This window comes from Paenibacillus sp. FSL F4-0097 (assembly GCF_038593125.1).
Lineage (GTDB): Bacteria > Bacillota > Bacilli > Paenibacillales > Paenibacillaceae > Paenibacillus_AQ > Paenibacillus_AQ odorifer.
In genome coordinates, this window is sequence record NZ_CP151965.1 from 3,844,673 (window position 1) to 3,857,494 (window position 12,822).

14 protein-coding genes are annotated in these 12,822 nt (G+C 44.2%); all 14 read right to left on the reverse strand.

The genetic code is table 11. The annotated features are described in order from the left end of the window. Positions 1–39 precede the first annotated feature (39 nt). Positions 40–1,107 (reverse strand): SAM-dependent methyltransferase, encoded by a 1,068-nt coding sequence (locus MHH86_RS17225; RefSeq protein ID WP_036687700.1) that lies wholly within the window; start codon positions 1,105–1,107, stop codon positions 40–42. Next, entirely contained in the window at positions 1,104–1,886 is a 783-nt protein-coding gene (locus tag MHH86_RS17230) for an ATP-binding cassette domain-containing protein (protein WP_036687827.1), read from the reverse strand. The genes MHH86_RS17225 and MHH86_RS17230 overlap by 4 nt, the downstream gene beginning before the upstream one ends. Beyond that, positions 1,886–2,209, reverse strand: a complete 324-nt coding sequence (locus MHH86_RS17235) for a thioredoxin family protein (RefSeq protein WP_036687702.1) — start codon at positions 2,207–2,209, stop codon at positions 1,886–1,888. The genes MHH86_RS17230 and MHH86_RS17235 overlap by 1 nt, the downstream gene beginning before the upstream one ends. Continuing rightward, positions 2,206–2,550 carry a cyclic-phosphate processing receiver domain-containing protein gene (locus MHH86_RS17240; RefSeq protein ID WP_036687703.1) on the reverse strand — a complete coding sequence of 115 codons (345 nt, stop codon included), beginning with the start codon at positions 2,548–2,550 and terminating at the stop codon, positions 2,206–2,208. The genes MHH86_RS17235 and MHH86_RS17240 overlap by 4 nt, the downstream gene beginning before the upstream one ends. Then, positions 2,547–3,410, reverse strand: coding sequence for a deoxyribonuclease IV (locus MHH86_RS17245; protein ID WP_036687705.1), 864 nt, complete (start codon positions 3,408–3,410; stop codon positions 2,547–2,549). The genes MHH86_RS17240 and MHH86_RS17245 overlap by 4 nt, the downstream gene beginning before the upstream one ends. Further along, positions 3,400–4,215 carry a DNA-formamidopyrimidine glycosylase family protein gene (locus MHH86_RS17250; RefSeq protein WP_036687706.1) on the reverse strand — a complete coding sequence of 272 codons (816 nt, stop codon included), beginning with the start codon at positions 4,213–4,215 and terminating at the stop codon, positions 3,400–3,402. The genes MHH86_RS17245 and MHH86_RS17250 overlap by 11 nt, the downstream gene beginning before the upstream one ends. A gap of 45 nt (positions 4,216–4,260) precedes the next feature. Then, positions 4,261–5,049 (reverse strand): TIGR01457 family HAD-type hydrolase, encoded by a 789-nt coding sequence (locus MHH86_RS17255; protein ID WP_036687708.1) that lies wholly within the window; start codon positions 5,047–5,049, stop codon positions 4,261–4,263. Positions 5,050–5,342: 293 nt separating this feature from the next. Continuing rightward, on the reverse strand, positions 5,343–6,281 hold the full coding sequence (rnz, locus tag MHH86_RS17260) for a ribonuclease Z (protein WP_036687710.1): 939 nt from the start codon (positions 6,279–6,281) through the stop codon (positions 5,343–5,345). Positions 6,282–6,424: 143 nt separating this feature from the next. Beyond that, positions 6,425–9,862, reverse strand: a complete 3,438-nt coding sequence (gene metH, locus MHH86_RS17265; RefSeq protein WP_036687711.1) for a methionine synthase — start codon at positions 9,860–9,862, stop codon at positions 6,425–6,427. 119 nt (positions 9,863–9,981) lie between these two features. Then, entirely contained in the window at positions 9,982–10,407 is a 426-nt protein-coding gene (locus MHH86_RS17270) for a FixH family protein (RefSeq protein ID WP_036687712.1), read from the reverse strand. Between the two features lie 263 nt (positions 10,408–10,670). After that, a complete protein-coding gene (locus MHH86_RS17275) occupies positions 10,671–11,456 on the reverse strand; it encodes an HAD family hydrolase (protein ID WP_036687714.1) in 786 nt (261 codons plus the stop codon). Between the two features lie 34 nt (positions 11,457–11,490). After that, on the reverse strand, positions 11,491–12,012 hold the full coding sequence (locus MHH86_RS17280; RefSeq protein ID WP_036687716.1) for a hypothetical protein: 522 nt from the start codon (positions 12,010–12,012) through the stop codon (positions 11,491–11,493). Between the two features lie 49 nt (positions 12,013–12,061). After that, positions 12,062–12,271, reverse strand: coding sequence for a DUF896 domain-containing protein (locus MHH86_RS17285; RefSeq protein WP_036687717.1), 210 nt, complete (start codon positions 12,269–12,271; stop codon positions 12,062–12,064). Between the two features lie 109 nt (positions 12,272–12,380). Then, positions 12,381–12,794, reverse strand: a complete 414-nt coding sequence (locus MHH86_RS17290; protein ID WP_036687719.1) for a LysM peptidoglycan-binding domain-containing protein — start codon at positions 12,792–12,794, stop codon at positions 12,381–12,383. Positions 12,795–12,822 lie beyond the last annotated feature (28 nt).

A 12,822-nucleotide genomic window follows, 5' to 3' on the forward strand; every position in this document is an offset into this window, starting at 1 on the left:
GGGATGCTTTCCCTTAAGATTTTTAAATTAGGATCTTACCTAGTATTTAATCATATAAAGCGTGATCTCGTCACGATTATGAAACAGCTGCTTAGCCCGCTGAATCTGCATACGTTCGCCCTCAAACATTGCAATGATCTCTTTGATCATCGCTAGAGGTTTCTTATGCATCAGCTTTACGGTCACAATCGCTGTTCCGCCTGGTGACAGGCTGTGCAGCAGCCCGGTTACAAGCTTTGCCATCAGCTTAGGACTCCAGCTCATATCACATACAAGCAGATCAAATTCATTATCGCGGAATTTCACTTCTCCGGCATTTTTGCGCAAGATCTTCAGACCCGGGTAATTACGCAGCGATTCATGCATCAAAGCAGGGTCAACCGCTGTTACCTTCATTCCACGCTCCAGCAAGAAAGAAGTCCAGCCCCCTGGAGAGGCGCCAATATCAAGCGCATTACGGAAGCTGTAAAAAGGAATAGCGAACTCCTTCTCCGCTTCCATCAGCTTGAACTTAGCACGTGAGATTTGTCCGTCTTCTTTGCGGAAGCGGATTGCACCGCCATTCCAGCCGGATAGATTCTCTTCTGGTCTGGACACTCCTGCATATAAGGCATTCCCGTCTGCGTAGACAGAAATGACCCATGCCGGATCTTGTACTGTAAATTCTGCACCCAAGCTTTGTAATTGCTCCTGCAGCCATTCACGAAGTTCGCCCGGACTTTCCTGCCAGAAGGAAGGATCCCCTTTACGAACATTTAGGGATACTTTCTCCCCCTCTAGCTCACTGCGGCGGCTTAAATACACAGCCAAACGCTGTAGTGCTTCCATGGTTCCTTCATCCTGAAACTGCACAGGCTGTATATGACGAAGGAAAATGGGCAGATTCTGTGTGAGCAATCGTGATACTTCCTCGGGTTCAGACTGCAGGGTGGCGAGAAAGATTTCTCCCGGCAACAGCAGCGTACTCTTCACTGCGCCGAACAAGCGCCGAAGCTCTTCCTGAGCATAGGGCGCAAAGCCGTGATTAGCTGTACAAATATATCGGGAGTACACTATTTCTTCTGGAGCAGTGGTCTGCTCTTCGTTATCATGTCTTAATTCGTTCAAATCGTTTTGCCTCCAGGTCTAATTTTAATCCAGGGACGACCGCTATCCCATTCTACATCAACAGGAATATCATAGGTGGCCAAGATCATTTCTTTGGTTAATACTTCTTCTTTCGGTCCGGAACCAGCTAGCTTACCGTCGCGAATTAAAGCAACATGTGTAAAAAGCGGGACAATTTCTTCCACATGATGAGTTACATAAACAACGGAGACATTACGTTGTCTCAGCTTATCTACTTCAGCCAGCATTTTTTCTCTTTCGTACAGATCAAGACCTGCACAAGGCTCGTCCATAATCAGTAGTTTGGGGTCAGCCATAAGACATCTTGCCAGCATTGCTTTTTTTCGCTCTCCCTGTGACAAGGTTCCAAAAGGATGAAGTGCCATATTGCCCAGATTCATATCCTCTAGCAGGCGGATTGCCTTCTCCTTCACTTCGTGTGGAATGCTCTCGTAGAAACGCAAATAAGCGTAAGCTCCTGTAGCGACAACCTCCCACACCGGATCATTTAAAGACATCTTCTCCATTAAGGAAGGACCAATATAACCAATTTCTTTACGAACCTCGCGTAAATCACATTGACCATATTTATTCCCCAATACCTCAACAGTTCCTTTGCTAGGGAATAAATAACCTGTCATAATCTCCAAAATTGTTGTTTTGCCAGAACCATTCCGTCCCAAAATGACCCAGTTTTCGCCTTCCTTAACTTCTAAGGACACATCGTCCAAGATTAGGCTTTCTTCTCTGCGCAGAGATAAATGTTGTAATGAAATGATCATGATATAACACTCCTTATGTATTCCAGAATCCGCTCAACTGAAACCATTGAATAATAAATATGCGGATCCTCTATCCGGTCAGCAGAAGCCACTAGTAGAGCAGGAACACTGGTAATACGGTATTGTTGTACCAGATTAGGCAACATGTTCACATTTCCAGCAACCATTTGGAGTTCAGCAGGCAACAGATGTGCCGTCACTTCCAACATGCGTTCTGTAGCCTTACAGGTACCACACAGCGGAGTATGCAAAAACACTACCAGCGGTTCTCCCGGTCTCGTGAGTATCTCCAGTAAATCCGCTTCATTCATTTCCTTCATTTTAGTCCCGTCTCCCCAGCGATATCATGAAGCTTATCAGAACTCAGGGGACCATTAAACAAGCGCATCCCCTCAGGTTTAGCCGCGTATAAGATTTCATACATTTCTTTTCTCCCTAAAACGCTGGAGGTGTGTAGATAGATTTCACAGGGGTACAGTCCTTCCAGAACAATCCGTCTAGCCACTTCCCCACCTGAATAATCATCCGGTCCCATATCATAATCTAACGATAAAATACCGACCTCACACTCACGCAGCATCAGAAGACATTCTTCTGTTGTCCGGGCTAAAGCAAATCCAAGCGGACCTTTACGGAGATCGTCCATATAGATATGAATCACTTTCTAGCCCCCGCTTCAAACCAACTGCGAACAGTAGCTATTTCATTCCGATGACTGCCATCTGGACCCTTTTCAGTTTCCAAAACAACAGATGTTTTACGTAATGGATCAGAAGTTATTAAGCTTTCAAGACCCTTTTCGCCGATAAAACCTTTTCCTATTCCAGCATGCCGGTCCCGTCTTGAACCAAAGGGAAACTTAGAATCATTAAGATGAACAGCTACAAGATGCGGCCAAAATCCAAGCTGGTTTCCTCGTTCAAGCAAGTCTTCCGTATGCTCAGGATTCCAAATTCCTGCTGCAAAAGCATGACAGGTATCCAGACAAAATCCAATCTTCTCGGGAAACTGGCTAAGCTCACGAACCTTCACCAATTCTTCAAGTGTAATCCCTTCGGTACCATGGTTGCCCGCTTGATTCTCAATTAGCAGCTTGGCGTTACCTTCCCAGGACTGCAGCGTCTCATTCATACATTGTATAATATTTTGATAGCCTTGTAACGGCTCCATTCCAGCAAAATGTCCAAAATGAACAACAATACCTAAGGAACCGCAGGCTTCAGCAATTTCCAGATCATTAAGAAGGGAGTCTACATACACCTTTCGAGGGGTTGCGTCATCCCTATTCGCAGCCATATTGATTGCATAAGGGGTGTGGGCGATAGAGGTGATTCCTTTTTCTTGGCAAAAGAGTGCACAATCCCTTGTATCTCGAATATCAACCGTCTTTAGCTTCAGACTGCGCGGATTTTTCGGAAAATATTGAAAACTTGTTGCACCGCTCTCCCAAGCCAATCGGGCAGCTCTCCCATATCCACCACGAATGCTAACATGAGCCCCTATTTTGGGTTTAGGCTTCATGCTGACAGTCTGGACAATAAAATACTTTGCGTCCAGACAGCTCTGTTTTGATAATCGTTCCCCCATCGCGTAGGCAAGGCTCGCCCTCACGGTCATAGACTTTACATTGATCATTATAGGAACCCGTAACCATGTCACCTGTCATAAACGGCATTTCCATGTATCCGCCGATCTCTGTCGCATCAGTTAATACTTTTTGAATGCTTTGATACAGACGGGAGATGGCTTCAGGTGATAAATTTTGTACTAAAACTGAAGGCAGAAGCCCAGCGTCAAAAGCAATCTCATCCGCATAACAATTTCCAATACCCGCCATTACATGCTGATTCACTAACAGACTTTTTAACGCACCACGCCGCCCTTTTAATATTCCTGCAAAACGTTCCGGCGTCATCCGTCGATCCAGCAGTTCAGGTCCAAGCTTACCCATCGTTGCTTCGCTTTCCTTCACGGATACTAAATGTAAGAACCCTAACCGCAGGCCCATAAAATAAAGGATCTGATCACCAAATGCGATTTCTACTTGCGTATTACGATCCGGCCGCTCTTCTTCTGAACCATAAAAAAGCAATCCACCCAGCATTAAATGCAATAGTAATCTTCGTCCATCATGGAGATGAAACAAAATGTACTTGGCGCGCCGCTCTACAAAAACAACACGCGCACCGATCAAGGCATCAATGAAAGCTTCTGTTTCCATGTTAATTGTTTTTTCTCTGTTCACAATTACATTAGTTATCGGAACATTTATAATACGCTGGCTAAGCAGCTGTCTATAATTCTCCATTTCCGGCAATTCTGGCATACTCATCGTCCCCTCTAAGTTGGTGAAGTAATAAGACCCTAGCTATTATACACCGAGAAACATTTTAAGTTCAGCTAAATCGGCACATATTTCATCGGGAGTGATCCCTGTGATACTTTTATAGTGCTCCAGATTCTCTGTAGTGGTTAAACCGGTAAGAACAAGGATTGTACGACAGCCCGCATTAACACCGGCAGCGATATCCGTACGCATATTATCCCCAACAACAGCAGCATGTTCAGGTTGAATTTTCAGAAGATCTGTCGCATATTTGATCAGATGCGATTCAGGCTTACCGATCACTACTGGCTTCACACCACTGGCAGCCTCAATTGCTGCACCGATCGTACCCGCACCCGGCATAACCCCATTATCTGATGGTAACATTAAATCTGGATTGGTGAGCACAAACTTTGCCCCGCTCAAAATCCAACGCGAAGCTTGAGCTAACGAAGCATAATTAAAAGAACGATCGATACCTTGCACCACATAATCAGGGGATTCTGTGACGATTTGGAGCCCTGCCTCAATGCAAGCCATACGCAGTCCCTCTTCTCCAAGTATCGCCACTGTAGCCCCGGGTGATTCCTCAGCTATGTAACGTGCGGCTGCCATAGAAGAGGTACATACCTCCTCAGCTTTCGCCTCAATTCCCATTCCACTTAAGTGGGCAGCAACGTTAGCTGCCGTACGCGATGAGTTATTGGTAACAAATAAAAAAGGGATATCCGCTTCACGAAGAGCCTTTATCAGCAGATCAGCACCGGGAATCATTTTATGCCCATGGTACAATGTACCGTCTAGATCAATCAATAATCCTTCAATTTGTTCCATCACTAACCCCTCAGTTTCCATAATAAATTTAATTAATATAATAAATAAATAATAGTATTAACAAACTCGCAGCCTTTGCCCTGCTTGGATTTACAGGCATACTCAAGCCCTTTAGGTGGAAGATATCACCTACTGATTTTCGGCAATATGTCCAGCCATTCGTTCGTCTTTTACTCCGTGATTACTTTAAATCTAACACACTTCGTCGAATGAAATCGAACAAGCGTCCCATCCAGCATTTTTTAGCATAGCACTGTCATTTCCTGCGCTTTCCCGGAAAATAATCATTCCCCCTATTGCCCATTTAGTCTGCGAGGTACCGGATATGCATTAAATTCCTCAGCTAATAATGTCTCAGGGAATATGAGTTCAGCTTCCTCAAGCAAAGGAATTAACTCTTCATGCGAGCTGTAACGAGAACTGAAATGAGTCAGCAACAGCTGTCCTGCTTTGGCTTCTTTTGCTAACTCTGCAGCCTGACGCGCTGTACTGTGATGATATTGATACGCCATGTCAGCCAGATCATGGGCGAAGGTTGCTTCATGAACAACAAGGTCTGCATTAAGAGAGAGTTCTAAGGCTCCCGAACAAGGTCTTGTATCCCCAAGGATAGTAACAATACGTCCTCGTTTAGGTTCCCTGACAACATCAGCAGCACAGATTCGTACACCTTCATCCGTAACAACATCTTCACCTTTTTTTAATTTCCCATAAATCGGTCCCGGTTTTAAACCATAACTCTTAAGCAATTCCGTATTGAGGCTTCCGGGACTATCCTTTTCCGTTACCCGGTAGCCATAGCTGTCAATGCGGTGCTCAAGTAATGCAGCTTCAACTTTAAAGCCATCGTCCTCGAATATAGTTCCTCCTGTATGCTCCACAATCTCAATCTTATAAGGAATTCGGGATTGGCTCACAGCTAAGGAGATCTCTAGGTATGCTTTTAATCCAGGGGGGCCGTACACCGTTAACGGCGCTGTCCCTCCCTGATAACCACGACTTGATAATAGACCTGGAAGACCAAATAGGTGATCACCATGCAAGTGGGTAATGAATAGCTTTTCCAGCTTTCCTAGCCGAATCGGTGAACTAAGAACCTGATGTTGTGTACCTTCCCCACAATCGAACATCCAAATACTGCGACGTTCTTCCAGCAGTCTTAATGTAACGGACGTTACATTACGTTGTAGCGTTGGTACACCTGCATTAGTACCTAAAAAATATAAATCCATTCTTTTTCCTCCCTTCTACTTATTGGCTCAACCATCTCTTTTCAATTCTAAACGACCTTCTTCCAGCAAAAAACCCCCCAGTTACGGGAGGTTCCGCTGAAAGGGATACAATCCCCTACAGACCAGGTATATAAATGAAAGAATTACAGCTTCTCTACATTAAAATACTGCGCTTCTGGATGGGCAAATACCATAGCCGAAACGGAAGCTTCGGGCTCCATCATAAAGCCTTCTGTAAGGTGAACACCGATATCCTCCGGAGATAACAACTTAAACAGTGGACCTTGATCTTCTAAATCCGGGCATGCAGGATAACCAAATGAAACACGGATCCCTTGGTATCTTGCCCCATGTCTTTGCTTCATCGTCATATCCGCCGGATCTGGGAAACCCCAAGTATCGCGCATCATATGATGGACACGTTCTGCCAGTCCTTCTGCCACTTCAAGTGCAACCGACTGCAAGGCGTGTGAACGCAGATAATCTCCGCTTTCTTTCAGCTGAGTAGACAATTCACGTACACCGTGACCTGCTGTTACAACTAGGAATCCAACATAGTCCATAATACCACTGTCAACAGGTTTCAAGAAGTCCGCCAAGCACAGATGAGGCTCTACCCCTTGTCTTGGGAAAGTAAAGGTATGCAGGATCTCGGACGTATTCTGTGGATTATACACTATAATATCATTCCCTTGCGATTGTGCAGGGAAGAATTGATACATAGCATGTGGAGTAATGGTACCCTCTAGCATCGCTTGATGGAGAATATCGTCTACGGTACCCTTCAGTTCAACAGTCCGCTGATCTCCAGCAGCTAATTGGGCTTCTACAGAACCCCGTAACCCCAAATGATGACCCAGCAGCATTTGCATATTCACATAGGGAATAATATGCCCCAATGGATAGTTACGCAGTACGTGGCGTTCTAAATCCGGTGGAACAAAAACAGGTGCATCTGGAGATATTTTGGAACGCACTGCTCTGGTTAGTTTCGGCAGTTCTTGCTTAGGCGCAACCGCAACCGCTGCTTCTGCCTCCACACGAATTTCCTCGGCAATCTTCTCCCGTTCTTCAGGGTTCATAAGCCGATTGGCAATATCCAGCCCGTCCATAGCGTCCTTAGCATACAATACTAGGCCGTCATATTCTGGACGAATACGGGTCTTCGTAAATTTACGGGTCAAAGCTGCGCCGCCAACCATAATCGGAACATCGATCCCAGCTGTACGTAAATCCTGAGCGGTGAGCACCATCTGCTGAGCAGATTTTACAAGCAGCCCGGACAATCCTATCGCATCAGCTTTTTCTCGACGGAAGGCTTCGATAATGGTCTCTGGTGGTACTTTTATACCCAAATTAATGATCTGATAACCATTGTTGGAGAGGATGATCTCCACTAGATTCTTACCAATATCATGTACGTCCCCTTTTACGGTCGCCAGCATAATTTTTCCTTTAACCGCTGTCTCATCCTTCTGCATAAACTGCTCTAGGTGATTCACAGAAGCCTTCATCACTTCAGCGCTTTGTAGCACTTCAGCAACAATCAATTCATTATTATTAAATAACCGGCCGACTTCCGACATCCCTGCCATCAGCGGTCCATTGATGATCTCCAGCGGACCAGATTTAGTCAATGCTTCATTTAGATCAGGAATGAGTCCTTCCTTCGTACCTTCAACCACATAGGAGGCTAAACGTTCTTCAAGTGACAGGTTGGAAATCTTCTCTTTTTTCTCTACTTTTTTACCACGGAAAGCAGCTACAAAAGCAGAAAGCGTCTCATCATTCGTATTATAAATCAGTTCCTCAGCAAGATGACGTTCTACGGCAGGAATGGAAGCATACCGCTCCACTTTCTCTGTATTTACGATCGCATAATCTAATCCAGCTTTTGTACATTCATAAAGGAATACTGAGTTCAACACTTCACGTCCCGCTTCCGGCAATCCAAAGGAGACGTTGCTGATGCCCAAGATCGTATGAACACCTGGAAGTGCTTCCTTGATCAAACGAATGCCGTCAATCGTTTCTTTTGCTGAACCGATATATTGTTCATCTCCGGTTCCTACAGGGAACACCAGCGTGTCAAAAATAAGATCTTCTCCTGCTAAACCATACTTGTTCACTAGCAAGTCATAGGAGCGTTTAGCCACTTCCAGTTTATCTGTCGCCTTAATTGCTTGTCCCGTCTCATCGATGGTACCCACAACAATAGCTGCGCCATATTTATGAATGATCGGCGTCACCAGCTCGAATTTCTCTTCACCATCTTCAAGGTTAATAGAGTTAATTATCGCCTTACCTTGGCAGTACTGCAAAGCTAAATCAATAACCTTAGGATCGGTAGTATCGATCATCAGAGGTACTTTAACCTTTTTTACAACCAGTTCTAAGAAAAGCTTAATATCTTCAATCTCATCGCGGTCAGGGTCTTGTACACACACGTCAATAACCTGTGCCCCACTCTTTACCTGAGCTCGGGCAATTTCTGAGGCTTCCTCATATTTACCTTCGACGATAAGACGTTTGAATTTACGAGAGCCAAGTACATTCGTACGTTCACCAACCATGTAAGGACGGTTGTCGTTCTCAATATAGATTGGCTCAATACCTGAAAGTGCAGGTGGATGATTACCTGCCAGCGGGCGTGGAGGATATTCGGAAAGTGCTTCCTTCATCGCACGGATATGCTCTGGTGTCGTTCCACAGCAGCCCCCCGCAATATTCAGCCAGCCTTTTTCAGCAAAGGCTGCAATCTTGCGAGCTAAAGAATCTGGAGATTCATGATAATGTCCATTCTCATCCGGCAATCCTGCGTTTGGATAACAGCTCACGGCTGCCGAGGAGATCTCCGAAAGCGAACGAATATGATCCCGCATGAACTCTGGACCAGTCGCACAGTTGAGGCCCATAGAGATAGGCTTCAGATGTTCTAATGAGATATAAAATGCTTCAATATTCTGACCCGCCAGTGTAGTACCCATTGGTTCAATTGTTCCTGAAATCATAACCGGTAATGTGATGCCAGTCTTTTCAAAAGCATTACGAATACCAATACTTCCAGCTTTAACGTTAAGTGTATCTTGAGAGGTCTCCAGCAGCAAAACATCTACTTTACCGTCGATCAATGCCACTGCTTGTTCCTCATAGCTATCAACTAGCTCTTGGAAAGTAACGCCTCCAGTTACTGAGAGCGTTTTTGTTGTTGGACCCATAGCCCCCACGACGTATCGCGGACGGTCAGGTGTGTCATATTTGTCTACTGCTCTGCGGGCCAACTCTGCTGCCGCTAGATTGATCTCACGTGCGCGCTGAGGAATATCATATTCAGCTAGTACAACAGAGGTTGCACCAAATGTGTTAGTCTCAATGAGATCAGCCCCTGCTTCGAGATACTGCTCATGAATCGTCTGAATGACTTCTGGACGTGTTAATACCAGCATTTCATTACAGCCATCCAGCTCATCGCCACCAAAATCTTCTCCAGTAAGAGGCACCTGTTGGATCATTGTGCCCATTGCGCCATCAAGGATCAAAATCCTTTGTTGTAAGCTTTCCTCAAGTGTATATTTAGCCAACTAATAGTCCCCCCAGTAAAACATTAGAGTAAGTTTAGCAGAATAAAGGAATTTCGAAAAGCCTTCCTTTCCACTCTGCTTTATCTGTTATTGCTCAGCAACCGTTGTGAACCTTTGAATCATGGTTTCACAGACAGCTCTTTGCTAGGCATAGAGTGCTGTGTCCGGGCTGTCACATGTGAAGTGACATTATATTGTCCTTCCTTTTCAAGGGTCCCTTCAGCTTGATAGACTCCTTTACCTATTAGCTTTCCCTTAAGCTCTATTTTCTGTCCCTTATCATTTTTATTCACAATTTCGAACAGAACCTCTTTTGCATCATCTACTGCCTCGTTATCTTGGGTCACCACAGCTTCAAAGGTTACCTTTTGATTTACAACAACTTCTTCAGGACTCCATTGTAGTTCGACTTTGATAGGTTCCATAGACATGTTCATATTCATGTTATGTATTTCTGAATGCTTGGTTCCATTTGAAGAACATCCACCTAGTACTAAAAGTGTTGCACCTAATAATACAGCGACTAATTTCTTCGATCTCATCATTTGGAGCCCTCCCAATCATTATCGAATAATAAAAATCTACCAATTCATGTTATACATCTCCATCTATTATACACATTATTATTGGTTTTTCAGTATTTTGCATCAATTCCGCATTAGACTTGTGACTTAAATCATTTACTTAAAAAATCTAATGAAATCCTTATGTTAGTATGTATGTACAGAAAAGCAGCGAGTTTCTTAGGATCTTAGAAACTCGCTGCTTTTATAAAGTCTTTATGTTGGAGCTAATAGCTCTGTATATCTTACAAGGATTGAACTAGTGGAAGAAGCTCCTCAAGGTGATTGATTTCATGATCCGGATGAATATCAAGACTAGGTGCTCTACCTTTTCTATTAATCCAGACCGTGGTCAACCCTGCTGCCAGCCCCCCACGGATATCCGTTGTAAGCTTATCGCCGACCATAACCGCTTGCTCAGGAGTTACATCAAGAAGCTCTAAAGCATGCAGGAAAATTTCCTTATCCGGTTTGCCTTTACCAAAGCTTCCGGAAATCACAATATGATCAAAGAAAGGAATTAACTCTGGCACACCATCTAGTTTTTCTTGTTGCAGTGCAGGACAACCGTTCGTAAGTAGCAAAAGCTTCACTTGACCCCGTAACTGCTCCAGTACATGCATTGTTTCTTCATAGATGTATGGACGTTTTCTGCGCTCTGCTGCGAATTTAGTTGCCAAGGTCTCAGCTAGTGCTTCGTCTTCCACCCCTAAGGCTGCAAGTCCGCGACGCCAAGACTCTTTACGATAAACCGGTGCAAGCTGCTCCAATTGACGGAATTCTGGCTGTTCACCTGCCGTAAAGTTAGCCCAGAGTGCTTCATATGGATTAATTCCGATCATCTTTGTAAATGGGAACGTCTCATAAGATTCATACAAGCTACTTGCTTCCTTACGAACTGCAACTTCTAGTTCTTGTGGATCAATCGTATCCCCGGCGGCTTCACAAGCAGAACGAAATGCTTCTTCGACGCTCCGATCATCCCACAGCAATGTATCATCAAGGTCAAATAGTACAGCAGAAATTGGCATTACAGGTCTCCCTCTCCCTTTAACTGGTCTAGTTCTATTCGTGAACTACTTCAATGTTGTGAGCTTTAGCAAATGCTTCTAATCGTGTACTCATCGCATTAGTATCATAGCGATTCATAAGTCTTGTGAAAATCCATTTCGTACGTTTCCCTTTGTGCTTAATGACTACAGCTCCACGCGAAAGGGTGATTTTCTCAATATCTGCAGCTGGAAGCCCGCGTTCGCGATTGAATTTAATAGTAGACAGTCTTGCTTTTTCCACCTTCAAGTACGGACGACGGAAGAACAATAGCGCTGCCAGCAAATAGTACAGTACTACTCCCAACCAATTAGCCAGCATGCCATTTCCTTTGGCCTGATCAATAGAACCAACTACCCAAAACATAGTGCCAAGTATCACTAACACTACCGGAAATGCAATGTTGCGACCTTTAAAGACTTCGGCATTCTGGGTAGGAGATTTAGAGGCATAAATCGTATCCTTACCTTGTTTCTTTCTTTGCTTGTTGATTTGCTGTGTGTTGCGTTGAACCATTCTTTCCCAAGAACGGGCCATGTGCGTTCCCCCTAGTCATCCTGAAATATCTATGAAAAGGAACAGCGAGCTAATGTTTAAGCCCCTTGTTACCTTGTTCATGCTCATCGTTATCTACTACTTCAATAGTATTTAATTGTGCTCGGAAGTTATTGCGGATATTCCCCAGGTAAATTTCACGAAGCTTGGCGCGTTCCGCCACTTCCTCTTGATTAAGGCCTACGCTCTTCTGTTTGCGTGCCAATTCGTTAATTCGCGCGACCAACTCATCAATATTCAATACTTTCCCTCCCCCTATAAATTAATTCTAACTCTGCCATGAGAAAAAGAGCTTGTCAAGGTCTACTCCCTGCAAGCTCTACTGGTCATTCTATTATGTTCTCAGAAAATTAATAAATAGGTAAAGTAAGTATGTCTCCAGCGTTAATTTGACTACTCTTAATCCCACTTGAACGTTTAATTCCTTCTATATAAACAACTGTCTTCATATCAGCCGGTTTATTCTTAAGGGCAATACTCCATAGTGTATCTCCACGTTCAACCACAATCCGCTTCTCTTCCTTCATTATAGTCGTCGATCCTGCAAATACATTTCCCACTACTGTTAGGCCAGAAAATACTAGCACGATAATCAATATTAACTTAATAAAGAAGTCCTGACGGAACAACGAAATCATCCCTCCTAGCAAACGTTCCGTTATCTCTTTTACCTTAGCGGAATTACGGGCAACGTCATTATGTCCTAAAGATTCAACCACTGGGGCCTTATCGTAGATGCTGCGGTATGTACTGTATTTTAGCATAATTATCATCCTCCAAACACTTGTTCTT

Bases quoted from the DNA above. Each gene is read 5' to 3' on its own strand.
- MHH86_RS17235 (WP_036687702.1), bottom strand. From the start codon at position 2,209: ATGAAGGAAATGAATGAAGCGGATTTACTGGAGATACTCACGAGACCG.
- MHH86_RS17245 (WP_036687705.1), bottom strand. From the start codon at position 3,410: ATGAAGCCTAAACCCAAAATAGGGGCTCATGTTAGCATTCGTGGTGGA.
- MHH86_RS17250 (WP_036687706.1), bottom strand. From the start codon at position 4,215: ATGCCAGAATTGCCGGAAATGGAGAATTATAGACAGCTGCTTAGCCAG.
- MHH86_RS17255 (WP_036687708.1), bottom strand. From the start codon at position 5,049: ATGGAACAAATTGAAGGATTATTGATTGATCTAGACGGTACATTGTAC.
- rnz (WP_036687710.1), bottom strand. From the start codon at position 6,281: ATGGATTTATATTTTTTAGGTACTAATGCAGGTGTACCAACGCTACAA.
- MHH86_RS17270 (WP_036687712.1), bottom strand. From the start codon at position 10,407: ATGATGAGATCGAAGAAATTAGTCGCTGTATTATTAGGTGCAACACTT.
- MHH86_RS17275 (WP_036687714.1), bottom strand. From the start codon at position 11,456: ATGCCAATTTCTGCTGTACTATTTGACCTTGATGATACATTGCTGTGG.
- MHH86_RS17280 (WP_036687716.1), bottom strand. From the start codon at position 12,012: ATGGCCCGTTCTTGGGAAAGAATGGTTCAACGCAACACACAGCAAATC.
- MHH86_RS17290 (WP_036687719.1), bottom strand. From the start codon at position 12,794: ATGCTAAAATACAGTACATACCGCAGCATCTACGATAAGGCCCCAGTG.